Here is a 23,937-nt window from a genome sequence, read left to right on the forward strand (position 1 = left end):
GATTACACAGCCGTGACTATAATCACGTTTTTTTACCGACGAGTGTCCTACGCTAACCATCGACAGAATCAATAACTCAACTGGAGGGCGTTATGCCTGACAACAAAAAACAAGGGCGTTCAAACAAGACCATGACGTTCTTCGTCTGTTTCCTCGCCGCGCTGGCTGGCCTGCTGTTCGGCCTTGATATCGGTGTTATTGCGGGTGCGTTACCCTTTATTGCCAATGAGTTCCAGATTTCCGCTCACACTCAGGAGTGGGTGGTCAGCTCCATGATGTTCGGCGCCGCCGTCGGTGCGGTCGGCAGCGGCTGGCTCTCCTTCAAACTGGGCCGTAAAAAGAGCCTGATGATCGGCGCCATCCTCTTCGTCGCCGGCTCTCTGTTCTCCGCCGCCGCGCCAAACGTCGAGATCCTGCTGGTTTCCCGCGTGCTGCTGGGCCTGGCGGTGGGCGTCGCCTCCTACACCGCGCCGCTGTATCTGTCGGAAATCGCTCCGGAGAAAATTCGCGGCAGTATGATTTCCATGTACCAGCTGATGATCACCATCGGTATTCTTGGCGCCTACCTCTCCGACACCGCTTTCAGCTACAGCGGCGCATGGCGCTGGATGCTCGGCGTAATCATTATTCCGGCGGTATTGCTGCTGATCGGCGTTATCTTCCTGCCGGACAGCCCGCGCTGGTTCGCCGCTAAACGTCGCTTTGTCGATGCCGAGCGCGTGCTGCTGCGCCTGCGCGATACCAGCGCCGAAGCGAAACGCGAGCTCGACGAGATCCGCGAAAGCCTGAAGGTAAAACAGTCCGGCTGGTCGCTGTTTAAAGACAACAGCAACTTCCGCCGCGCGGTGTTCCTCGGCATTCTGCTGCAGGTGATGCAGCAGTTCACCGGGATGAACGTCATCATGTACTACGCGCCGAAGATCTTTGAGCTGGCGGGCTATGCCAACACCACCGAGCAGATGTGGGGGACAGTGATCGTCGGCCTGACTAACGTGCTGGCTACCTTTATCGCCATCGGTCTGGTCGACCGCTGGGGCCGTAAACCGACGCTGATCCTTGGCTTTATCGTCATGGCCGCGGGGATGGGCGTGCTGGGCAGCATGATGCACATCGGCATTCACTCCTCAACCGCCCAGTACATCGCCGTCCTGATGCTGCTGATGTTTATCGTCGGTTTCGCCATGAGCGCCGGCCCGCTGATTTGGGTACTATGTTCCGAAATCCAGCCGCTGAAAGGCCGCGACTTCGGTATCACCTGCTCCACGGCGACCAACTGGATTGCCAACATGATTGTCGGGGCCACCTTCCTGACCATGCTTAATTCGCTGGGCAGCGCCAACACCTTCTGGGTGTACGGCGGTCTGAACGTGCTGTTTATCCTGCTGACGCTGTGGCTGATCCCGGAAACCAAAAACGTCTCGCTGGAACATATCGAACGCAACCTGATGCAGGGTCGTCCGCTGCGCGAGATCGGCGCCCGCGATTAACCCGCCTGAGCTTCCTCCCCTCACGGGAGGAAGCTTCCTCTTGCTCTCCCCCCTCCGCCGCACTATCCTCTGGCGCTATGAAAACACCCCGTATTCCCATCGCTATTCAGCAGGCCGTGATGCGCAGCCTGCGGGAGCATCTCGCCAAAGCGAACCTCAAGCTGGAACGCCGCTACGCGGAGCCGACGCTGGTCTACCAGCAGCGCGGTACCTCCGCCGGCACCGCCTGGCTGGAGAAAAACGAAATTCGTTTAAACCCGGTGCTGCTGCTGGAGAATCAGCAGGAGTTTATCGATGAAGTGGTGCCCCATGAACTGGCGCACCTGCTGGTGTGGCAACACTTTGGCCGGGTAGCCCCGCACGGCAAAGAGTGGAAATGGATGATGGAGAGCGTCCTGGGCGTTCCCGCGCGTCGCACCCACCGTTTTGAACTTGATTCGGTCCGCCAGAATACCTTCCCCTACCGCTGCCGCTGCCAGCAGCATCAGCTCACCGTTCGTCGCCATAACCGGGTGGTGCGCGGCGAAGCCACTTACCGCTGCGTGCGCTGCGGCGATCTGCTGGTGGCTGAAAAATAACCATTGGAATTAATTAGAAACTTTCTGATCTGACTGATTGCATCCGGCACCCTCATTCGCTACGTTGCGGGCTCGTTTTGACACGGAGTGAACGATGTCCCGTATGCATGTTTTAGCCGTTGCAGTATTGTGCACGGCAGTGAGTGGCCCGCTTGCGGCCGCCGAAATTACCAGTTTTTCCCAGGCCAAGGCCGCTGGCGTCAAAGTAAACGCCGACGTTCCCGGCGACTTTTACTGCGGCTGTAAAATTGACTGGCAGGGTAAAAAAGGCGTTATCGATCTGGAATCTTGCGGCTATAAAGTGCGTAAAAATGAGAACCGCGCCAGCCGGGTTGAATGGGAACACGTGGTGCCGGCGTGGCAGTTCGGCCATCAGCGCCAGTGCTGGCAGGAGGGCGGACGTAAAAACTGCGCCAAAGATCCGGAGTACCGCAAGATGGAAAGCGACATGCACAATCTGCAGCCGGCGGTGGGAGAAGTGAATGGCGATCGCGGCAACTTTATGTACAGCCAGTGGAACGGCGGTGAAGGCCAGTACGGCCAGTGCACCATGAAGGTCGATTTTAAAGATAAAATCGCCGAGCCCCCTGCCCGCGCACGCGGCGCCATCGCCCGCACCTACTTCTATATGCGCGACCGCTACCAGCTGAATCTTTCCCGCCAGCAAACTCAGCTGTTTACCGCCTGGAATAAACAGTACCCGGTTACCGCCTGGGAGTGTGAACGCGATGAACGCATCGCGAAAGTACAGGGCAACCATAATCCGTATGTCCTGCAGGCTTGCCAGGCGCAAAAGAGCTAACCTACACTAGCGGCAATTGTTAATTTGCAGCCCTGTGCTTCCCGCCCAATGGCGGGAAGCTGGCATCTGCGCAAAGAACGGAATATCAAGCATGCGCATTCCTCGCATCCATCATCCAGAACGCCTCATTGTCGGCAGCCTGATCGCGTTGAGCGATGACGCGGCCAACCACGTCGGCCGCGTCCTGCGCATGACCGCTGGTCAGCACCTTCAGCTCTTCGACGGCAGTAACCAGGTGTTTGACGCCGTCATCACCGAGGCCGGTAAGAAAAACGTCGCGGTTGAAATCCTCAGTGGCGAACCCGACGATCGGGAATCGCCGCTGCATATCCATTTAGGCCAGGTGATGTCCCGCGGCGAAAAAATGGAATTCACCATCCAGAAATCGATCGAACTCGGGGTAAGCCTCATAACGCCACTGTTTTCCGAGCGCTGCGGCGTTAAACTGGACGCCGAACGTTTGCAGAAAAAGATCCAGCAGTGGCAGAAAATCGCTATTGCCGCCTGCGAACAGAGCGGTCGTAACGTGGTACCGGAAATTCGTCCGGCGATGCAGCTGGAGGAGTGGTGCGCCGAGCAGGACAGCGGGCTGAAGCTCAACCTGCACCCGCGCGCCAGCGCCAGCATTAACACGCTGCCGCTGCCGGTTGAACGCGTCCGGCTGCTGATTGGCCCGGAAGGCGGGCTGTCGGCTGAAGAGATAGCGATGACCGCGAAATACCAGTTTACTGATATCCTGTTGGGACCGCGCGTTCTGCGTACAGAGACTACTGCGCTCACCGCCATCACCGCCCTGCAGGTGCGTTTTGGCGACTTAGGTTGAGGCGTTAACGGAGAAGAACCATGATCAAGCTCGGCATCGTGATGGATCCCATCGCAACCATCAACATCAAGAAAGACACCAGCTTCGCTATGTTGCTGGAGGCGCAGCGTCGCGGCTATGAACTCCATTACATGGAGATGAACGACCTCTATTTGATCAACGGCGAAGCCCGCGCCCGGACGCGCACGCTGAGCGTCGAACAGAACTACGACAAATGGTATGACTTCACCGGCGAACAGGACCTGCCGCTGGCGGATCTTGACGTCATTCTGATGCGTAAGGATCCGCCGTTTGATACCGAATTTATTTATGCGACCTATATTCTGGAGCGAGCGGAAGAGAAAGGCACGCTTATCGTCAACAAGCCGCAGAGCCTGCGCGACTGTAACGAGAAGCTGTTCACCGCCTGGTTCTCCGAGCTGACCCCGGAAACGCTGGTCACCCGCAATAAAGCCCAGCTGAAAGCCTTCTGGGAAAAGCACGGCGATATCATCATGAAGCCGCTCGACGGCATGGGCGGCGCCTCTATTTTCCGCGTCAAAGCCGGCGATCCGAACCTTGGGGTGATCGCCGAGACGCTGACCGAGCTGGGCAGCCGCTACTGCATGGCGCAGAACTATCTGCCAGCCATTAAAGATGGCGACAAGCGCGTGCTGGTGGTGGATGGCGAGCCGGTGCCTTACTGCCTGGCGCGCATTCCGCAGGGCGGCGAGACCCGCGGCAATCTGGCCGCCGGCGGCCGCGGCGAAGCCCGCCCGCTAACCGAAAGCGACTGGGACATCGCCCGCCGCGTCGGCCCGACGCTGAAGGCCAAAGGTCTTATCTTCGTCGGCCTGGATATCATCGGCGACCGTCTGACGGAAATTAACGTCACCAGCCCCACCTGCGTACGTGAGATCGAAGCCGCCTTCCCGGATATTTCGATCACCGGCATGCTGATGGACGCTATCGAAAGACGTCTCGCCCGATAAGCGCTACGGCGGACGAACGTCCGCTCAGGGCACAGCGAGCGCGGATCGCCGCGCTGGTGAAACCCTTCCAGCCAGGCGCCGCTCAGGCGCCTGCCAGATAAAGTGCATCGACACCATTCTACTTTGCCCGCATACTGGGTGTTGCTTTTTGAACCAGGAACAGAACCTCTGACAATGAATTTACAGCATCACTTTCTGATTGCCATGCCTGCGCTTCAGGACCCCATTTTCCGCCGCTCCGTGGTCTATATCTGCGAGTATAACGACGAGGGTGCCATGGGCATTATTATCAATAAGCCGCTGGAAAATCTGCAGGTGGAAGGGATCCTTGAGAAGCTCAAAATTGTCCCGGAGCCGCGTAATCCGGAGATCCGCCTGGATAAACCGGTGATGCTGGGCGGCCCGCTGGCGGAAGACCGCGGCTTTATTTTACATACCCCGCCCTCTGACTTTTCCTCAAGCATCCGTATCTCGGATAACACGGTGATCACCACCTCGCGGGATGTCCTCGAAACCTTAGGCACCGACCGGCAGCCGGGCAACGTGCTGGTTGCGCTGGGCTACTCCTCGTGGGAGAAAGGGCAGCTGGAGCAGGAGATTTTAGATAATGCCTGGCTCACCGCCCCGGCGGACCAGAATATTCTTTTCCGTACGCCCATCGCCGATCGCTGGCGCGAGGCGGCTAAACTGATTGGCATCGACATCGTGACGATGCCAGGCGTCGCGGGGCATGCATGATGAGCGGAACCTTTCTCGGCTTTGATTTCGGGACGAAAAGCATCGGTGTGGCGGTGGGGCAACGCATCACCGCCACCGCCCGGCCACTGCCGGCGCTGAAGGCGCAGGACGGTAAACCGGACTGGAATATCATCGAAAAACTGCTTAAGGAGTGGCAGCCTGAGGCGGTAATCGTCGGCCTGCCGCTGAATATGGACGGCACCGAGCAACCGCTGACGGCGCGCGCACGTAATTTCGCCAATAAAATTCATGGCCGCTTTGGCGTCGCGATCCTTCTCCACGATGAACGTCTGAGTACGGTTGAGGCCCGGGCGGGCCTGTTCGAACACGGCGGCTATCGGGCGCTGAATAAAGGCAGCGTCGATTCGGCCTCTGCGGTGGTCATTCTGGAAAGCTACTTCGAGCAGAGCTTTTAAGCTCTGTCTTCTGCGCCGCCGGCGAACCGCTAACGGCGCAGATCCTCCCGCCTAGTGGCGCAGATGTTCGTTAGCCCAGCTCACCGCCTGGGTGCGATTCTTAACGCTCAGCTTACGGAACACGTTATACAGGTGCGTCCGCACCGTGTTCTCGCTGATAAACAGCGCGCGGGCAATATCCAGGTTGGTCGCGCCGCAGCGCAGTTCGTTGAGGATCTCGCATTCTCGTTCGGTCAGCGGCGAGTTTTCAACCGGCGCCGATGTATGGTCCGCAGCGTACATCGCCGGGTGCATCACGCTCAATTCAGCCGTCTGTTCGCCGTTCAGCACGGCCTTGACGCCCTCAATTAAGCGCGATTCATCATCGTCATGGCGGAACACGCCATATAAAGCCGGCCACTGCGCCATTTCGTATAACTCATACTTTTGCGCGCTGTTGATAATCAGCAAGCGGGGATTATCTGACTGCAGCCGAATAATATCTCGCCACACCCCGTTTAATTTCTTATTTGAAACGGCGATATCAAATAATATTACAGAGTCTTTCGCCAGTCGCTGCGCCAGCGGTTTATTAATATTTTGTAAAACTACCGGTGCCATCAGGGTTTCACTGAGATAGCTGGCAAAGGCTTTACTCTGGATTGACGGGTGGGTAATAAATGTAACCTGACGAGAAGATGATGAATTTCCATTTAAATTAATCACTTAAAACTCTCCTTAGCTGCTATCCACCGTCATGGTGGTTAAATGAATAAAAAAATATACAATCAGTCATGAATTTATAAATAGCCTTAGCAATTTACAAATTGAAACGTTATTCCATGAGAATCATCCTATTCCCGTAAACAGCATAAATCGAATACCGCAAAGCTGTCAAAAGGTAATCAAACTTTTTTCCTGGAAATGCGTATTCACTGTCGAAATATCTCAGCTGAATGTCTTATTTGAATTTATTCAGAAAGATTATTTGTATTATCAAATAATATCCAGAAACAGCATTTAAACATTCAGTTAACACATCATTTTAACCACCCAACCCGCTTCACGCCCCCCTTACAGCTGGCCTGCGGCCACACGTTGCTGAAAACTCTGGGTAAATGTCAGCATTCCGGCCTGCATCCCGGTCTGCATAACACCGGGCAACTGGTGCACTTTTCCTTCGCGGATCAAATTCGCCACCGCCGGCGTATTGACCAGAAGCTCGTATAGCGCAACTCTGCCGCCCTGACGTGCGGGTAATAATTTTTGCGCCAGCACCGCGCACAGGCTTCCGGCCAGCTGACTACGAACCTGATCTTTCTCCTCTGCCGGAAAGACATCGATCAATCTCTCCACCGCCGGCGCCGCGCCGCGGGTGTGTAATGTCGCCATCACAAGATGCCCGGTTTCCGCAGCCGTCAACGCCAGGCGGATGGTTTCGCTGTCGCGTAATTCCCCAAGCAGGATCACATCCGGATCCTGGCGCAGCGCCACCCGAAGCGCCGCGGAGAACGAAGGACAGTGACGGCCAATCTCCCGCTGCTGGATCAGGCAGCGCTCGCTGTGATGAATAAACTCCACCGGATCCTCCAGCGTCAGAATATGGCCATCAAGATGCTGGTTGAGATGCCCGACCATCGCCGCCAGGGTAGTCGACTTGCCGCTGCCCGTCGCCCCGGTGACCAGCAGCAAGCCACTCTCTTCCGCCAGTAGTTCGCTTAGCGCAGGCGGCGCGCCCAGCGTCTCCAGACGCGGGCACTGGACGGGCAGCAGGCGCAGCACCAGCGATATTCCGCGCGTATGGGCGAAAGCGCTGGCGCGTAGCCGCGAACCGCAGGCCAGAGTCAGCGCAAAGTCAATCTGGCCGTGCTCCTGCCAGTGCTGGAACTGTGCGGCATCGAGCCAGTCGTTGAGTAAATCCGCGATATCCGGCGCGGGAAAGGGAGCGGACTCCAGCTTGCCCTGCCGCCGCCAGCGCGGTGCGGCGGAATTGCACAGGTGTAGATCGGAGACATTATGCTTTACACTAAGGGCTACGATTTCTTCCAGCTTCATAACTCATCCTCGGAATATGAACGATATTGCGCATAACCTGGCACAGGTCCGGGACAAAATCTCCGGTGCCGCCGCCCGTTGCGGGCGTGCGCCAGAAGAAGTGACATTGCTTGCAGTGAGTAAAACGAAACCTGCGAGCGCGATCGAAGAAGCCATCGCGGCAGGCCAGCGGGCATTTGGTGAAAACTACGTCCAGGAGGGCGTGGAGAAGATTAACCATTTCCAGCAGGCAGGCGTCAGCGGTCTGCAGTGGCACTTTATTGGCCCCCTGCAGTCCAACAAAAGCCGGCTGGTGGCCGAACATTTTGACTGGTGCCACACCGTCGATCGGTTGAAAATCGCCACCCGCCTGAACGAGCAGCGCCCGGCGCATTTGCCGCCGCTGAAGGTACTGATTCAAATCAACATTAGCGATGAGCAGAGTAAATCCGGCATCCCGCTGGAAGCGCTCGATGCTTTAGCGGCGGAGATCGCTGAGTTACCTCATCTGGAGCTGCGCGGCCTGATGGCGATCCCCGCGCCTGAGTCAGAATATGTAAGGCAGTTTGCCGTCGCCCAGCAAATGGCGGTAGCATTTGCGCGGTTAAAAACGCGGTACCCCACGGTCGATACGTTGTCTCTGGGAATGTCGGACGATATGGAAGCCGCTATCGCGGCGGGAAGCACCATGGTGCGCATCGGCACGGCCATTTTTGGTGCGCGCGACTACAGCAAATAATAAGGAATCTGAGGAACGCCATGAAGACGTTGACTTTCCTGCTTTCAACGGTCATTGAGCTTTACACGATGGTCGTGTTGTTACGCGTCTGGATGCAGTGGGCGCGCTGCGACTTTTACAACCCGTTTTCGCAGTTTGTGGTAAAGGCCACGCAGCCGATTGTCGGGCCGCTGCGCCGGATTATCCCGGCAATGGGGCCGATTGACAGCGCCTCGCTGCTGGTGGCATTCATCCTCTGCGTCATCAAAGCGATCGTACTGTTTATGGTGATCACCTTCCAGCCGATCATCTGGATCTCCGCTCTGCTTATTCTGCTGAAAACCATCGGCTCGCTGATCTTCTGGGTGCTCCTGCTGATGGCGATCATGAGCTGGGTCAGCCAGGGACGCAGCCCGGTGGAGTATGTGCTGATGCAGCTGGCGGACCCGCTGCTGCGCCCTATCCGCAACCTGCTGCCGTCGATGGGCGGTATCGATTTCTCACCGATGGTGCTGGTGCTGCTGCTGTACGTGATCAATATGGGTATCGCCGAGGTGCTGCAGGCCACCGGTAACGTACTGCTGCCGGGGCTGTGGATGGCGCTATGAGTGCCGTTGAAAGCTGCGCTGACGGGCTGGTGCTGAGGCTGTATATTCAGCCGAAGGCCAGCCGCGACAGCATCGTGGGCGTGCATGGCGACGAGCTCAAAGTCGCCATTACCGCCCCGCCCGTTGATGGCCAGGCCAATGCCCATCTGGTGAAATTTCTCGCCAAACAGTTCCGCGTCGCCAAAAGCCAGGTACTGATTGAAAAAGGCGAGCTGGGCCGCCATAAGCAAGTTAAAATCATCGCCCCACAACAGATCCCGACTGCGGTCGCGGCGCTAACTGAATAAACAGGATTCATCATGCAAAAAGTCGTCCTCGCTACCGGCAACGCCGGTAAAGTGCGCGAACTGGCCTCGCTGCTGGAAGATTTTGGTCTCGATATCGTCGCTCAGACCGAGCTGGGCGTCGAGTCTGCGGAAGAGACCGGCCTGACCTTCATTGAAAACGCGATTCTGAAGGCGCGTCATGCGGCGCAGATCACCGGCCTGCCGGCTATCGCCGACGATTCCGGTCTGGCCGTCGATGCCCTGGGCGGCGCGCCGGGCATCTACTCCGCCCGCTATGCCGGCGTCGACGCCAGCGACCAGCAGAACCTTGAGAAACTGCTCGATGCCCTGCAGGACGTGCCGGACGACCAGCGCCAGGCGCAATTCCACTGCGTACTGGTCTATCTGCGCCATGCCGAGGATCCCACGCCGCTGGTGTGCCACGGCAGCTGGCCTGGGGTGATCGCCCGGAAAGCCGCGGGTCAGGGCGGTTTCGGCTACGACCCGATCTTCTTCGTCCCGTCAGAAGGAAAAACCGCGGCCGAACTGAGCCGTGAAGAAAAGAGCGCTATTTCCCATCGCGGGCAGGCGCTGAAACTGTTACTGGAAGCATTACGTAATGGCTAATTTGCCGCCGCTGAGTCTCTATATCCATATTCCCTGGTGCGTGCAGAAATGCCCGTACTGCGACTTTAATTCGCATGCGCTGAAAGGCGAAGTGCCGCACGATGACTACGTCCAGCATCTGCTGAACGATCTGCGGGCCGATGCGCAGTATGCCCAGGGACGGGAAATAGGCACCATTTTTATCGGCGGCGGTACGCCGAGCCTGCTGTCCGGCCCGGCCATGCAAACCCTGCTCGATGGCGTCCGCGCCTGCCTGCCGCTGGCCGCCGGGGCGGAAATCACCATGGAAGCCAACCCGGGCACCGTCGAGGCCGATCGCTTCGTTGATTACCAGCGCGCCGGGGTGAATCGCATCTCCATCGGCGTACAAAGCTTTAGCGAACCGAAGCTGCAGCGGCTGGGGCGGATCCACGGCCCGGAAGAGGCCAAACGCGCGGCACGCCTCGCCAGCGGCCTGGGCCTGCGCAGTTTCAATCTCGACCTGATGCACGGTTTGCCGGACCAGTCTCTGGAGGAGGCGCTGGACGATCTGCGTCAGGCCATTGCTCTCAACCCGCCGCATCTCTCGTGGTACCAGCTGACCATTGAGCCGAACACCTTGTTCGGCTCCCGGCCGCCGGTGCTGCCGGATGACGACGCGCTATGGGATATTTTCGAGCAGGGGCATCAGCTGCTGAGCGCCGCCGGCTACCAGCAGTACGAGACTTCCGCTTACGCCAAACCGGGCTATCAGTGTCAGCATAATCTCAATTACTGGCGCTTTGGCGACTACCTTGGCATCGGCTGCGGCGCGCACGGCAAGATAACCTTCCCGGACGGGCGCATTCTGCGTACTGCCAAAACCCGCCACCCGCGCGGCTATATGGAAGGCCGCTACCTCGAACGTCAGCATGATGTGGAAGAGGCGGATAAACCGTTTGAGTTCTTTATGAACCGTTTTCGCCTGCTGGAGGCCGCGCCGCGCGCGGAATTCCGCCGTTATACCGGTCTTGATGAAGCGGCGATCCGTCCGCAGCTGGACGCGGCGATAGCTCAGGGCTATCTCCAGGAAGACGAACAGAACTGGCAGATCACCGAGCATGGAAAGCTGTTTTTAAATACTCTTCTCGAACTATTCCTTAGCGAATAAATATCGTTATCCCATTCCCGCCAGGCAGAGTGCGGGAATGGGAATAACTCGATTCCTCCGCCATATATACCTTATTATATCCGATTCATTCTTATTAAATATTCCACCCTTAAATTAATTTGCAATAATTAATACAAGCCAAATATCAATCCAGCAATAAGATCGGTTATTTCCTTACCTCATTGCCAGAAAGTGTGAGTCAGGTAGCTTAAAGATGTACGACAACAAAGATAATATGTCATACAGAAATAAAGCATGATGCTAAAGATATTGACCAATTATCCCAAGTGCATGGAGCCAACTCATGAAAAAATACCCTTTTTCTCGTTCTCTGGTAGGTATAGCTTTACTGGCCCTACTCTCCGCAGGGGCCGTCGCGGCTGAAAAAGTCACGTTAAAACTGGCACATAACCTTGAGCGCAGCCATGTGGTGCATCAGGCGCTGGAGGAGATGTCCAGAGAGGTAAACCAGCTTTCTGACGGTAAGATGAAGATTCGTATTTACCCCAGTAGTCAGATGGGCAGCGCGCGCGAGACCATGGAGTTATTACAAAATGGCGCGCTGGATATGACCAAAGGTTCCGCCAGCGATCTGGAGTCTTTCGATAATATTTATGCCATTTATAATTTACCCTTCCTGTTTAACGACCAGAATCACTTCAATAAAGTCGTCTTCGGCGAGGTGGGCAAGGAAATAATGAACTCGACGAAAGAGAAAGGATTCTTTGCCCTTTCCGCTTATGTCGCCGGGACGCGAAGCTTTTATGCCAAAAAGCCCATTACTAAACCGGAAGATTTAAAAGGACTGAAGATCCGCGTCCAGGCCAGTCCGACAACGTTAAAAATGGTCGAATTAATGGGCGGTTCCCCGACCCCCATCTCCTTCGGTGAAGTTTATACCGCCATGCAGCAGGGGGTGGTAGACGGCGCGGAAAATAACGTTCCCTCCTGGGTGCAGACGCGCCATATCGAAATCGCGAAAGTATTCTCTGAAGATGAGCACGCCTCCATCCCTGACTTCCTCGTTATCTCCAGCAAAACCTGGGACAAACTGACGCCGGATCAGCAGCACATTCTGATCAAAGCGGCGAAAGCCTCAGAGATTTATCAGCAACAGCTGTGGCGGAAGATCGATGCCGATACCCGCTCGCAGGCCAAAGCCTTGGGCGGAGAAATAGTCAAAGTAGATAAAGCGCCGTTCCGCGCCGCCGTGCAGCCGCTATACGATGACTTTAAAAAAGATCCCAGCCAGGCCGCCCTGCTGGCCAAATTTGAAGCTGCCGCGGAATAACCTTTAACGGGCCGGCCGCTGGCCCGTTTGCACCAGGAAATCAACGATGATACTTAACCGCATTAAGCTGGCGGTGGACCGCACCATCGCCGCCTTCTCTGTCGCTGTAATGATTGCGCTGGTTGTCTGCGTCGTCTGGCAGGTATTCAGCCGCTACGTGCTCAACCAGCCAAGCACCCTGACCGACGAGCTGGCGCGCTTCTTAATGATCTGGGTCGGGCTACTGGGCGCGGCCTATACGGTCGGCGCCCAGCGTCACCTGGCGATTGATTTACTCACCATGACGCTCTCTCCCCGCAGGCAGGCGCTTTTCAGCGTCATCATTAACCTGCTGATCCTGCTGTTTGCCGGCGCAGTGATTGTGACCGGCGGCGTAAAACTGATTGCAAAAACGCTGTCGACCGCCCAGGTCTCAGCCGCGATGCAGATCCCTATGGGCTACGTGTATCTGATCCTGCCGCTCACCGGCATCATGATGATGTTTTACGCATTGTGTTTTATCAGTAACGGCCTGAAAAACATCAAACATGCAGAATAAGGAGCACTCATGGATAGCTATATTGCACTGACGCTGTTTGGCGCTTTCTTTATTCTGGTTTTTATTGGCGTTCCCATCTCCTTCGCCATCGGTATCGCTACCGTTGGTTCGATGCTGCTGATGTTTCCCTGGGATATCGCGGTGATTACCGTGTCTCAACGCCTGGCGAACGGGCTTGATAACTTCGCGCTGCTGGCCATCCCCTTTTTTATCTTTGCCGGAACCCTGATGAACAGCGGCGGGATTGCCATACGTTTAATCAATCTGGCGCAGGTGATGGTCGGACGCGTGCCGGGCTCTCTGGGCCACGTCAACGTGCTGGCCAATATGATGTTCGGCTCGATTTCCGGTTCAGCCGTCGCCGCCGCCGCGGCGGTAGGCGGCACGCTCAACCCCATTCAGACGCAGAAAGGCTACGATCCGACCTTTTCCACAGCGGTAAACGTCTCATCCTGCATCACGGGTCTGCTTATTCCGCCGTCAAACGTCCTGATCGTCTTTTCCCTGACCGCAGGCGGCGTCTCGGTCGCCTCGCTGTTTATGGCCGGCTATTTGCCGGGCATCCTGATGGGCCTGGCTATTATGCTGGTCTGCGGCTGCATCGCTAAACGCCGCGGCTATCCGGTTTCCGAACGGCCGACCTGCGCCCAGGCGGCAAAGGCCTTTTTCGATGCTCTGCCCAGCCTGCTGCTGGTCATCATTGTGATGGGCGGGATCCTTGGCGGCATTTTTACCGCGACGGAAGCCTCTGCCATCGCCGTGGTCTACACCTTTATCCTGTCGGTACTGATCTATCGGGAAGTGAAGTGGCGCGATCTGCCGAAGCTGATTCTGGAATCGGTAGTCATGACCTCTATTGTGCTGCTGCTGATTGGCTTTTCCGTGGGCATGTCGTGGGCGATGACCAACGCCGACATTCCCTACATGATAAGCGATGCGCTAATGGGGGTGTCGGAAAACCCGGTGGTGATCCTGATGTTGATAAATATCGTGCTGCTAATCGTTGGCATTTTTATGGATATGACCCCTGCGGTGCTGATTTTCACGCCGATATTTCTGCCCATTGCTGAGGATTTAGGCATGAATCCGGTTCATTTCGGCATCATGATGGTCGCTAACCTGTGCATCGGCCTGCTGACCCCGCCGGTAGGCAGCGCGCTGTTTGTCGGCTGCTCCATTTCAGGAGTGAAAATTCAGCAGCTCATCAAACCGTTGCTGCCGTTCTACGCCGCCCTGCTGATCGCGCTGATGATGATTGTTTATATCCCGCCGATCTCGCTGTTTATTCCACAGCTGCTGGGGCTGATGTAGGGTTTTGCCCAGGAGAAGGGGCTCTCCTCCCTGAGGAAAAACGAGCGTTAGCCCCCGTGCTAACGCTTCTGCCCGGGCGGCGCTTAGCGCCCTGCCCGTCAGGCAAAAATTTTCAGTATCAGAACATTGTGTCACTATACCCGCCAGGCGCAGCCGGGCCATTCCGAACCTGATTCGGCTACTTAAGGACCCCGTCGCGGCGCATCTTCTCCAGCCCCTCCTGCCAGTATTTTTCGTCGCGAGCCAAATCCCGATAGCGTATCTCCAGCGCCATCAGCTGAGCGCTCAGTTCGCCTTTTTGCTTCTGCAGCGGCGCTATCTTTTTATCGCGCGCGGCCATCTCCGCTTTGATATTTTCACTCATCTCTTTATGCTGGCGATAATAGTTACGCTTCTGCTCATTCAGCACAGCATCGCGCTCGGCGCGCAGCGGCCCGGCATCGCAAACCGCTTTTTTCTGACAGGCGGTCAGGGCGGGTTCATAGATAGTTTTGTAGTAATGATTCTCGAATTTCAGCGGATCGTTTTGCCGGTCTACTTCATACATTTTTTCCAGCATCGCCTGCTGCACGTCGCTGCGATCGAGCGGCTTGCCGTTCGCATCCGTACCCCATGAACGGTTAATCCGCTCCTCTAACGCGGCGATCTCGGTTTTCAGCGCATCCTGTTGCCCTTGCAGCGTCTTCATCGTGGCTTTGCTGGCGGCAAAGCTGGCGTCAATTTTGGCAAATTGCGCCATAAATTTGTGGTCATTGACGATCAGGGTTTTACTTTCATCCCCTCCGATTTCCTTAAAGGTTCTCCCGCCCCTGTTCGCCGCCATCTGCAGCGAAAAGAATTCTGTCTGCCAGCCGGAGTCTTTGGTCCCTACCGCGGTCATCATGGCGGAGAACTTTACCGGCCGCCCCCTGGTCCAGACTCGCTCATAAAAAAAGTAATCTCCCGCGACGCCGACGCAAATATAGAGATCTTCCGCGGCGGCCATATCGCCTTCCAGCATATAGGTCGCCTGATTTCCCCGGGCGTCGAGCTGCTTTAGCGTCACACTTTGCAAGCGCATAATCCCGCCAGTCTGTTCAGCAAACTGTTTTTTCACCACGTCGTCTGTTGGCGTGTTGGCATCCGCCAGCACGTAACAAGGGGAAGCGATCATCAGGACGGTGAGCGTTTTCCATGCCTCTTTCATCAGCAAATTCCTTTTATGAATACAGCAGGCATCATAAGGCGTTCGCCACCGCAGGCAGGATAAATGAAATCTGATTTTGCTACCTGCGGACGCAGGTAGCGGGATGTCGCTTACTTTAACGAGCCCACCAGCGCTTTGCGGCTGTCCTCAAGGGAGACCACTCGGCTGCAGACGTCTTTACCAAACTGCTGGAAATCGGCCTCCTGGTTTTTCCACTCGTCCTGAATCGCGGTTTGCAGACCGCCGAGGCTGCCGAGAATGCCCTGCAGCGGGTTGCCGCCGCCTTTGAGCACCGCTTTCGCCCCCATCTCGTTAATGCTGTCCTGCAGAATGCCGCCCATCGCCTGATTCACCAGCTGCTGGCCGTCGGCGCGCACCTGGTCGATGGCTTTATAGTGGAAGGTCAGGCCATCGCTTCGGCGCTCAATGATGCGGTTCATCTGTTCTTTCAGCTGCGCGTCCAGCTTAGTCAGACGACCGTGCATACTGCTGTCGGCGCCGACCTGTTCGGTAATGATTTTATCCAGCGCCTTGCGGCCTTTTTCGACTCGCGAACGCGCGCCTTCGTCAATCCACGGCAGGCTGCTGCGCAGACCGGCCTGATAATCCTGGGCCTGCTCGCGCTGGGCGGCGCTGAGGGCATAGGCCTTGCCGTTAAAGGTCAGGTTACCGTCCGGTTTGATCACCAGATTGCCATTTTCCCCTTTCACCTGGACCTGCTGCGGGGTGAGGATCACATCGTCACGCGGCGTGACGCTACACTGGTAGTCTGCATGGGCAGACAAAGCGGTGACGGAGAGCGCCACCGCCAGCAGCGTTTTACGCATCATAAAACTCCCTTAAGACAAAACGGGCCGGCAGTTGCCGACCCTTGTCAAACTTAGTCCCACCAGACGTCAAAAAGTTCGCTGGTGCGCACATCCTCTAACTTACGCGCTTCCAGCCAGTTGCGCACGATGGCCTGATGCTCTTCGGTACATTTACCGATCTCCTGCATGCAGATCAGCCCCTCCCAGGAGAGATAGCCGCTGCCGTCAAAGGCCAGCTTGTTCGGCTCAATCACCTCTTCGATCAGATCGTTGACCGTCTGGTCGATCTGTTCTTCGCTGGTCCCTTCCGGGAAACGCCAGGCGACGGAGAAGCCTAACTCCTGAAACTCGTCGATATGCATTTTTTTCCGCAGACGACGGCTACGATTCTTGGCCATTATTTCACCCTCTCGAACATTAAGTCCCATACGCCGTGGCCGAGACGATGGCCACGCTGTTCAAATTTGGTTACCGGGCGCGATTCCGGGCGCGGTACGTAATCGTTGCTTGCCGACTGGTTACGGTATCCTTCCAGCGAGGACATCACTTCCAGCATATGGACGGCATAGGCTTCCCAGTCGGTCGCCATATGGAAGACGCCGCCGAGCTTCAGTTTACTTTTCACCAGCTCGGCGAAAGGCGGCTGCACGATACGACGTTTATTATGGCGCGCTTTGTGCCACGGGTCAGGGAAAAACAGCTGCACCATATTCAGCGAGTTATCCGGAATCATAGTGTGCAGCACTTCCACCGCATCGTGACACATCACGCGCAGGTTTTGCACACCTTCTTCTTCGGCCGAGGCCAGACAGGCGCCGACGCCCGGGGAGTGTACTTCGATGCCGAGGAAATTCTGCTCCGGTTTGGCTTTTGCCATCGCCACCAGCGAGGCGCCCATCCCGAAGCCAATTTCGAGGGTGACCGGCGCTTCGCGGCCAAACAGGGCGGCGAAATCGAGCGGCGCATCGTTGAATTCAACGCCCATCACCGGCCAAATGTTATCCAGCGCATGCTGCTGCCCTTTCGTCAGGCGGCCCTGGCGACGGACGAAGCTACGAATACGGCGCAGCGGACGGCCGTTTTCATCAAATTCCGGAGAGATGACGTCGTTTTTCATAAAAGTTAGGTCTGCTAGTGAAAGTGTTCGGAAAACGGGCATTATCCAAAGTTACCCGGCGGATGCAAGGGTTTACAGCCACTCGGCCTTGTGCTGCAATCTGCCACCCTGTAATCGCGATCCCGGAGCCGTAGCTTTGACTTTTCTCGCCACGCAATTTTCAGCCCAGGTCCTGGACTGGTACGACAAATACGGGCGTAAAACCCTGCCCTGGCAAATCGCCAAGACGCCCTACAAAGTATGGCTCTCCGAAGTGATGTTGCAACAAACCCAGGTGACCACGGTTATCCCGTATTTTGAACGCTTTATGGCGCGTTTCCCCACGGTGGTCGATCTCGCCAACGCGCCGCTGGATGAGGTGCTGCATCTGTGGACCGGACTGGGTTACTACGCGCGGGCGCGCAACTTACACAAAGCGGCGCAGCAGGTGGCGACGCAGCACGGCGGCGAATTCCCGCAAACTTTTGACGAAGTGGCGGCGCTTCCCGGCGTCGGGCGCTCAACGGCGGGGGCCATTTTATCCCTTTCGCTCGGTCAGCATTATCCGATTCTCGACGGCAACGTGAAGCGCGTGCTCGCCCGCTGCTATGCTGTCAGCGGCTGGCCGGGGAAAAAAGAGGTAGAAAAACGGCTGTGGGAGATCAGCGAAGCGGTCACGCCGGCGAAGGGCGTGGAGCGCTTTAACCAGGCGATGATGGATCTCGGGGCGATGGTCTGCACCCGCTCGAAGCCGAAGTGCGAACTGTGCCCGCTGAGCAACGGCTGCGTGGCCTACGCCAATCATTCATGGGCAGAATATCCGGGCAAAAAACCGAAGCAGACCATTCCGGAACGCACCGGCTATTTCCTGCTGATGCAGCACGGCGACGAGGTGTTTCTCGCCCAGCGTCCGCCGGTGGGCCTGTGGGGCGGATTGTTCTGTTTTCCGCAGTTTGCCGACGAAGCGGGCCTGCGCGAGTGGCTGGCACAGCGCCAGATTAAGGCCGATAATCTGACGCAGCTCACCGCTTTTCGCCACACTTTCAGCCATTTCCATCTGGATATTGTGCCGATGTGGCTTACAGTGCACTCATCTGGCGCATGCATGGATGAAGGCAACGCACTCTGGTATAACTTAGCGCAGCCGCCGTCGGTCGGTCTGGCGGCCCCCGTGGAGCGCTTGTTGCAACAGTTAAAAGCCGGAACGCCGGTATAAATTTTCGGCTATCAAAGAGGATTGATTATGAGCAGAACCATTTTTTGTACCTTCCTGCAGCGTGAAGCGGACGGCCAGGATTTTCAGCTGTATCCGGGCGAACTCGGGAAGCGCATTTACAACGAAATCTCCAAAGAAGCCTGGGCGCAGTGGCAGCACAAGCAGACCATGCTGATCAACGAGAAAAAGCTCAGCATGATGAACCCGGAGCACCGCAAGCTGCTGGAGCAGGAGATGGTGCAGTTCCTGTTTGAAGGGAAAGACGTGCACATCGAAGGCTATACGCCGCCGGAAAAACAGTAAGGGCCCTGCGGCCTTTTAAAAACAAACACAACACGCACGCCCGGAATGATGAAAAAATACTTAGCGCTCGCGCTGATTGCGCCGTTGCTCGTTTCGTGTTCCAGCTCCAATAAAAAAGGCGCCGAATACAACGAGGCCTGGGTCAAGGATACCAACGGTTTTGATATCCTGATGGGCCAGTTTGCCCACAACATCGAGAACATTTGGGGGTACAACGAAGTCCTGCTCGCCGGGCCGAAGGACTACGTCAAATACACCGACCAGTATCAAACCCGCAGCCACATCAACTTCGATGAAGGGACGATCACCGTCGAGACCATCGCCGGCACCGATCCGCGCGGACGACTGCGCCAGGCGATCGTCAAAACCCTGCTGATGGGCGATGACCCCAACTCCATCGACCTCTATTCCGATGTCGATGACATTCAGATCTCCAAAGAGCCGTTCCTCTATGGCCAGGTGGTGGATAACACCGGGGCATCGATTCGCTGGGAGTGGCGCGCCGCGCGCTTTGCCGACTATCTGCTGCAAACCCGCCTGAAGAGCCGCAACAACGGCCTGCGCGTGGTCTATAGCATCACCATCAACCTGGTGCCGAACCACCTTGACAAACGTGCGCATAAATACCTCGGCATGGTGCGTCAGGCCTCGCGTAAGTATGGGGTTGATGAGTCGCTGATCCTCGCGATTATGCAGACCGAATCCTCCTTTAACCCTTATGCGGTCAGCCATGCCGACGCCATGGGGCTGATGCAGGTGGTCCAGCACAGCGCCGGCAGAGACGTCTTCCGTTCCCAGGGTAAATCGGGCCTGCCAAGCCGCAGCTATCTGTTCGACCCGGCGAATAACATTGACACCGGTACCGCCTACCTGGCGATGCTGAACAATGTCTACCTCGCCGGCATCGATAACCCCACCTCGCGTCGCTACGCGGTGATCACCGCCTATAACGGCGGCGCCGGCAGCGTGCTGCGGGTCTTCTCCAGCGATAAAGTCCAGGCGGCGAATATCATCAACAGCATGGCGCCAGGGGACGTCTACCAGACCCTGACTACCCGTCATCCTTCGGCGGAATCGCGCCGCTATCTGTATAAAGTTAACACGGCGCAGAAAAGCTACCGCCGTAAATAACCCCCTCCTGACACCGGCCTCAGCCCCGCGCTGAGGCCGCGTTTTTTCTGCGCCATACGGTGCAATATCTTTCGGTTTTCTGCGGCAGTTAACAGAAGCCTTCGCTTGGCGAATGATAGAATCGCATCAAAATAACGGGTTTAATGTTATTTTAAAAACATAACAAGCCCACATTCGTGAGGATAACTACATGAATCTTAAGCTGCAGCTCAAAATACTGTCGTTCCTGCAGTTCTGTCTTTGGGGGAGCTGGCTTACCACGCTTGGCTCATACATGTTTGTCACCCTGAAGTTTGACGGCGCAGCAATCGGCGCGGTTTATAGCTCACTCGGTATCGCCGCGGTGCTGATGCCGACGCTGCTCGGCATCGTCGCCGACAAGTGGATTAGCGCCAAATGGGTGTATGCCGTTTGTCACCTGGTGGGTGCGCTGACGCTGTATCTGGCGGCGCAGGTCACCACGCCGGGCGAAATGTTCCTCGTGATCCTCCTCAACTCACTGGCCTATATGCCGACGCTGGGGCTGATTAACACCATCTCTTACTATCGCCTGCAGTCGGCGGGGCTGGATATCGTTACCGATTTTCCGCCGATCCGTATCTGGGGCACTATCGGCTTTATCTTCGCCATGTGGGGCGTCAGCTTCTCCGGCTTTGAGCTGAGCCATATGCAGTTGTACATCGGTGCGACGCTGTCGGTATTGCTGGCGCTGTTCACCCTGACGCTGCCGACGATCCCGGTGGCTAACGCCCAGCGTAATCAAAGCTGGACGGAGATGCTGGGGCTTAACGCTTTCGCGCTGTTTAAAAACAAGCGCATGGCCATCTTCTTTATCTTCTCAATGATGCTCGGCGCCGAGCTGCAAATCACCAACATGTTCGGTAATACCTTCCTGCACAGCTTCGATAAAGTTCCGCTGTTTGCCGGCAGCTTTATCGTCGAACACGCCTCGGTGCTGATGTCGATCTCGCAGATCTCCGAGACCATGTTTATCCTGACCATCCCGTTCTTCCTCAGCCGCTACGGCATTAAGAACGTCATGCTGATGAGTATCGTGGCGTGGATGCTGCGCTTCGGCCTGTTCGCCTTTGGCGACCCGACGCCGTTCGGCACCGTGCTGCTGGTACTGTCGATGATCGTCTACGGTTGCGCCTTCGACTTCTTCAACATCTCCGGTTCAGTGTTCGTTGAGAAAGAGGTGCGCCCGGAAATCCGCGCCAGCGCCCAGGGGATGTTCCTGATGATGACCAACGGCTTCGGCTGTATTCTCGGTGGCATGGTGAGCGGCAAAGTGGTGGAGCACTTTACCGTCGAAGGGATCACTAACTGGCAGAGCGTGTGGCTGATTTTCGCCGGCTATTCGCTGGCGCTGGCTTTTGCCTTCGTAGCGCTGTTCAAATACAAACACGTCAGACAGCCGACCGCCGCGCAGCAGAGCGCGTGATCGGCAAAAGTAAAACGCCCCGCCTGTTCGGCGGGGCATTTTTTTATCCCTTCAACACGTAGCCATACAGCCGCTTAATGCCGTCCGGATCCGTCTCGCTATATACTCCCTGCAGCTCCGGCGAGAAGCCTGGTAGCATATTGACCCCCTCCTCCAGCGCGAGGAAATAGCGCAGCACAGCGCCCCCCCAGACCTCACCGGGCACCACGCATAATACCCCCGGCGGATACGGCAGCGCCCCTTCCGCCGCGACGCGGCCCTCCGCCTCGCTCAGACGCACCAGCTCCACGTCGCCGCGGATAAATTCGCGGTTGGCATCCTGGGGATTCATCACCACCCGCGGGAAGCTCCGTTTACGGAACATCTCTTTTTGCAGGCTCTTCACGTCAAAGCTGACGTACAGATCGTGCATCTCCTGGCACAACTCGCGCAGGGTATAGTCGCGATAGCGCACCGGATATTTGTTGTAGATGGTTGGCAACACATCGGCCAGCGGCGTATCCGCTTCAATATGCTGTTCAAACTGCCCCAGCATCGCCACCAGCTGCGCCATTTTTTCGGCGCTTTCCGCCGGCGTCAGCAGGAACAGAATCGAGTTGAGATCGCACTTCTCCGGCACGATGCCGTTTTCCCGCAGGTAATGCGCCAGAATGGTCGCCGGGATACCGAACTCACTGTACTCCCCGCTCTCCGCGTCGATGCCAGGGGTGGTCAACAACAGCTTGCACGGGTCGACAAAATACTGGTCGTCGGCATAGCCCTCGAAACCATGCCAGCGCGCGCCCGGTTCGAAGCTGAAGAAACGACGCTCCCGGGCGATCGCTTCGGTCGGGTGATCCTGCCACGGGCGCCCCGCCACCATCGGCGGAATAAAGGGCTGAATCATCTTACAGTTGGCGATGATCGCTTTGCGCGCCTCGATGCCCAGCGCCACGCATTCGGCCCACAGGCGGCGGCCGCTCTCGCCTTCGTGAATTTTGGCGTTGACGTCCAGCGCGGCGAACAGCGGATAAAACGGGCTGGTGGAAGCATGCAGCATAAAGGCGTTATTCAGCCGCTTGTGCGGACAGAAGCGCGCCTGGCCGCGCAGATGGTTATCCTTTTTATGGATCTGCGACGTCTGCGAGAAACCGGCCTGCTGCTTGTGAACGGACTGGGTGACAAAAATGCCCGGATCGTCCGGGGTCAGCTCCAGCAGCAGCGGCGAACAGTCGGCCATCATCGGGATAAACTGCTCATAGCCCACCCACGCCGAGTCGAACAGGATGTAATCGCAGAGGTGGCCGATTTTATCGACCACCTGGCGGGCGTTATAGATCGTGCCGTCATAGGTTCCGAGCTGGATCACCGCCAGACGAAACGGGCGAGAGGCCGTGGCTTTCTCTGGCGCCGCTTCACGGATGAGATCCCGCAGGTAGCGCTCATCAAAGCAACGCTCGTCAATGCCGCCGATAAAGCCGAACGGATTGCGCGCGGCTTCAAGATAGACAGGCGTCGCCCCTGCCTGAATCAGCGCCCCGTGATGGTTTGACTTGTGGTTGTTGCGATCGAACAGCACCAGATCGCCACGGGTCAACAGCGCGTTGGTCACGACTTTGTTGGCCGCCGAGGTGCCGTTAAGGACGAAGTAGGTTTTATCCGCATTAAATACCTTCGCGGCGAACTTCTGCGCATGCTTGGCCGACCCTTCGTGGATCAGCAGATCGCCTAATTTTACGTCGGCGTTACACATATCGGCGCGAAAGACGTTTTCGCCAAAAAAGTCATAGAACTGACGGCCTGCGGGGTGCTTTTTGAAAAAGGCCCCGTGCTGGTGTCCCGGACAGGCAAAGGTGCTGTTATCCATTTCGACGTACTGGGTCAGCGTATTGAAAAACGGCGGCAGCAGACGCGCTTCATAATCGCAGGCCGCCGCTTCCAGCTCGAGCCACTCCTGATCTTTACCGGCGATCACCGCCTGTACCCCCTCCGGCTTATCGACCGCCGTCTCGCTCAGCAGGTAGACCGGCAGGTTAAATCCGCTACGCCTGAGGAGGGCAAGGATACCGCTGCGACTGTCCGCCGCGGTGATGACGACTGCCGCCACATCGGTAAAATCGGTACTGTCCAGCGCCACAACGCGGCGGTGGGTGGACAAGCGGGTGACCAGCTCGCAGCTGGCGGCAATGTGCATGGATTTCATAAGCGCAAATGCCCGTATCGGGAGTGTAAAAATCTCAGACAAGGGAAACCTTGCCCAACGATGTGTCCGGGTCTGACGGATTCAGCTCCGACCGCCGGACATCAGTAAAAGCAGACGCGTCCGATCTTACTGTTGCCCTACAGTGAGCATACGTGTCCTTCACCGCATGGTGAACGGAGGGGTAAGCGTAGCAAGATGAGGCAGCCCACGCATCTGTGCGCGGCGTCGCTGGCGAGGTAATGGCAGTGTCGTCA

Annotated in this window: 26 protein-coding genes; 19 read left to right on the forward strand and 7 right to left on the reverse strand. The window is 56.9% G+C overall.

The features are described from left to right. The first annotated feature begins 92 nt into the window (after positions 1-92). The 7 genes from AC6CWS_RS16925 to ruvX all read left to right on the forward strand — a co-directional run bounded on the left by AC6CWS_RS16925 (position 93) and on the right by ruvX (position 5,815). Positions 93-1,487, forward strand: coding sequence for a sugar porter family MFS transporter (locus AC6CWS_RS16925; protein WP_004205171.1), 1,395 nt, complete (start codon positions 93-95; stop codon positions 1,485-1,487). Between the two features lie 77 nt (positions 1,488-1,564). Beyond that, positions 1,565-2,065: a SprT family zinc-dependent metalloprotease gene (locus tag AC6CWS_RS16930; RefSeq protein WP_032428989.1), complete on the forward strand. Its 501-nt coding sequence runs from the start codon at positions 1,565-1,567 to the stop codon at positions 2,063-2,065. A 94-nt stretch (positions 2,066-2,159) separates the two neighbouring features. After that, complete coding sequence (endA, locus tag AC6CWS_RS16935; protein WP_032454045.1) at positions 2,160-2,867, forward strand: deoxyribonuclease I; 708 nt, start codon at positions 2,160-2,162, stop codon at positions 2,865-2,867. A gap of 91 nt (positions 2,868-2,958) precedes the next feature. Next, positions 2,959-3,690: a 16S rRNA (uracil(1498)-N(3))-methyltransferase gene (gene rsmE, locus AC6CWS_RS16940; RefSeq protein WP_065882672.1), complete on the forward strand. Its 732-nt coding sequence runs from the start codon at positions 2,959-2,961 to the stop codon at positions 3,688-3,690. Between the two features lie 20 nt (positions 3,691-3,710). After that, a complete protein-coding gene (gene gshB, locus AC6CWS_RS16945; protein ID WP_004205176.1) occupies positions 3,711-4,661 on the forward strand; it encodes a glutathione synthase in 951 nt (316 codons plus the stop codon). Between the two features lie 174 nt (positions 4,662-4,835). Then, on the forward strand, positions 4,836-5,399 hold the full coding sequence (locus AC6CWS_RS16950) for a YqgE/AlgH family protein (protein ID WP_002916603.1): 564 nt from the start codon (positions 4,836-4,838) through the stop codon (positions 5,397-5,399). Beyond that, on the forward strand, positions 5,399-5,815 hold the full coding sequence (gene ruvX / locus AC6CWS_RS16955; protein WP_004205178.1) for a Holliday junction resolvase RuvX: 417 nt from the start codon (positions 5,399-5,401) through the stop codon (positions 5,813-5,815). The genes AC6CWS_RS16950 and ruvX overlap by 1 nt, the downstream gene beginning before the upstream one ends. A 51-nt stretch (positions 5,816-5,866) precedes the next feature. Here the strand turns inward: ruvX and AC6CWS_RS16960 are convergent, their stop codons facing one another. Further along, complete coding sequence (locus tag AC6CWS_RS16960) at positions 5,867-6,520, reverse strand: LuxR C-terminal-related transcriptional regulator (protein ID WP_032454048.1); 654 nt, start codon at positions 6,518-6,520, stop codon at positions 5,867-5,869. Positions 6,521-6,868: 348 nt separating this feature from the next. Continuing rightward, positions 6,869-7,849 (reverse strand): type IV pilus twitching motility protein PilT, encoded by a 981-nt coding sequence (locus AC6CWS_RS16965; protein WP_044524702.1) that lies wholly within the window; start codon positions 7,847-7,849, stop codon positions 6,869-6,871. A gap of 16 nt (positions 7,850-7,865) precedes the next feature. Between AC6CWS_RS16965 and AC6CWS_RS16970 the strand changes: the two genes are divergently transcribed. The 8 genes from AC6CWS_RS16970 to AC6CWS_RS17005 all read left to right on the forward strand — a co-directional run bounded on the left by AC6CWS_RS16970 (position 7,866) and on the right by AC6CWS_RS17005 (position 14,316). Further along, positions 7,866-8,567, forward strand: coding sequence for a YggS family pyridoxal phosphate-dependent enzyme (locus tag AC6CWS_RS16970; RefSeq protein WP_004205181.1), 702 nt, complete (start codon positions 7,866-7,868; stop codon positions 8,565-8,567). Between the two features lie 20 nt (positions 8,568-8,587). Beyond that, on the forward strand, positions 8,588-9,154 hold the full coding sequence (locus tag AC6CWS_RS16975) for a YggT family protein (RefSeq protein ID WP_002916613.1): 567 nt from the start codon (positions 8,588-8,590) through the stop codon (positions 9,152-9,154). Beyond that, the gene (gene yggU, locus AC6CWS_RS16980) at positions 9,151-9,441 is read left to right on the forward strand and encodes a DUF167 family protein YggU (RefSeq protein WP_004205183.1); all 291 of its coding nucleotides are present in this window, start codon (positions 9,151-9,153) and stop codon (positions 9,439-9,441) included. The genes AC6CWS_RS16975 and yggU overlap by 4 nt, the downstream gene beginning before the upstream one ends. Before the next feature lie 12 nt (positions 9,442-9,453). Next, positions 9,454-10,047, forward strand: coding sequence for an XTP/dITP diphosphatase (locus AC6CWS_RS16985; protein WP_023290995.1), 594 nt, complete (start codon positions 9,454-9,456; stop codon positions 10,045-10,047). After that, the gene (gene hemW, locus AC6CWS_RS16990) at positions 10,040-11,176 is read left to right on the forward strand and encodes a radical SAM family heme chaperone HemW (protein ID WP_065882671.1); all 1,137 of its coding nucleotides are present in this window, start codon (positions 10,040-10,042) and stop codon (positions 11,174-11,176) included. The genes AC6CWS_RS16985 and hemW overlap by 8 nt, the downstream gene beginning before the upstream one ends. 304 nt (positions 11,177-11,480) lie before the next feature. Beyond that, the gene (locus tag AC6CWS_RS16995; RefSeq protein ID WP_065882670.1) at positions 11,481-12,467 is read left to right on the forward strand and encodes a TRAP transporter substrate-binding protein; all 987 of its coding nucleotides are present in this window, start codon (positions 11,481-11,483) and stop codon (positions 12,465-12,467) included. 46 nt (positions 12,468-12,513) lie between these two features. After that, positions 12,514-13,005: a TRAP transporter small permease gene (locus tag AC6CWS_RS17000; protein WP_044524703.1), complete on the forward strand. Its 492-nt coding sequence runs from the start codon at positions 12,514-12,516 to the stop codon at positions 13,003-13,005. Between the two features lie 9 nt (positions 13,006-13,014). Next, positions 13,015-14,316 (forward strand): TRAP transporter large permease, encoded by a 1,302-nt coding sequence (locus AC6CWS_RS17005; RefSeq protein WP_032454052.1) that lies wholly within the window; start codon positions 13,015-13,017, stop codon positions 14,314-14,316. Positions 14,317-14,494: 178 nt separating this feature from the next. On the opposite strand, the gene AC6CWS_RS17010 is transcribed toward AC6CWS_RS17005, so the two are convergent. The 4 genes from AC6CWS_RS17010 to trmB all read right to left on the reverse strand — a co-directional run bounded on the left by AC6CWS_RS17010 (position 14,495) and on the right by trmB (position 17,428). Continuing rightward, positions 14,495-15,502: a DUF1202 family protein gene (locus AC6CWS_RS17010; RefSeq protein ID WP_080901385.1), complete on the reverse strand. Its 1,008-nt coding sequence runs from the start codon at positions 15,500-15,502 to the stop codon at positions 14,495-14,497. A gap of 110 nt (positions 15,503-15,612) precedes the next feature. Beyond that, the gene (locus tag AC6CWS_RS17015; protein WP_032428990.1) at positions 15,613-16,332 is read right to left on the reverse strand and encodes a YggN family protein; all 720 of its coding nucleotides are present in this window, start codon (positions 16,330-16,332) and stop codon (positions 15,613-15,615) included. Between the two features lie 50 nt (positions 16,333-16,382). Beyond that, the gene (locus AC6CWS_RS17020) at positions 16,383-16,709 is read right to left on the reverse strand and encodes a YggL family protein (protein ID WP_080901386.1); all 327 of its coding nucleotides are present in this window, start codon (positions 16,707-16,709) and stop codon (positions 16,383-16,385) included. Beyond that, complete coding sequence (gene trmB, locus AC6CWS_RS17025) at positions 16,709-17,428, reverse strand: tRNA (guanosine(46)-N7)-methyltransferase TrmB (protein ID WP_004205192.1); 720 nt, start codon at positions 17,426-17,428, stop codon at positions 16,709-16,711. Before trmB ends, AC6CWS_RS17020 begins: the two co-directional genes overlap by 1 nt. Before the next feature lie 136 nt (positions 17,429-17,564). Between trmB and mutY the strand changes: the two genes are divergently transcribed. The 4 genes from mutY to AC6CWS_RS17045 all read left to right on the forward strand — a co-directional run bounded on the left by mutY (position 17,565) and on the right by AC6CWS_RS17045 (position 21,501). Further along, positions 17,565-18,623 carry an A/G-specific adenine glycosylase gene (mutY, locus tag AC6CWS_RS17030; protein WP_017899765.1) on the forward strand — a complete coding sequence of 353 codons (1,059 nt, stop codon included), beginning with the start codon at positions 17,565-17,567 and terminating at the stop codon, positions 18,621-18,623. A 27-nt stretch (positions 18,624-18,650) separates the two neighbouring features. Beyond that, a complete protein-coding gene (locus AC6CWS_RS17035) occupies positions 18,651-18,926 on the forward strand; it encodes an oxidative damage protection protein (protein ID WP_004105744.1) in 276 nt (91 codons plus the stop codon). A gap of 48 nt (positions 18,927-18,974) precedes the next feature. Further along, complete coding sequence (gene mltC / locus AC6CWS_RS17040; protein ID WP_002916629.1) at positions 18,975-20,057, forward strand: membrane-bound lytic murein transglycosylase MltC; 1,083 nt, start codon at positions 18,975-18,977, stop codon at positions 20,055-20,057. A gap of 190 nt (positions 20,058-20,247) precedes the next feature. Beyond that, positions 20,248-21,501 (forward strand): nucleoside permease, encoded by a 1,254-nt coding sequence (locus AC6CWS_RS17045; protein WP_498256428.1) that lies wholly within the window; start codon positions 20,248-20,250, stop codon positions 21,499-21,501. Positions 21,502-21,544: 43 nt separating this feature from the next. Here the strand turns inward: AC6CWS_RS17045 and AC6CWS_RS17050 are convergent, their stop codons facing one another. Next, positions 21,545-23,683, reverse strand: a complete 2,139-nt coding sequence (locus tag AC6CWS_RS17050) for an ornithine decarboxylase (RefSeq protein ID WP_065882667.1) — start codon at positions 23,681-23,683, stop codon at positions 21,545-21,547. Positions 23,684-23,937: the final 254 nt, after the last annotated feature.

This window comes from Klebsiella sp. M041 (assembly GCF_059759695.1).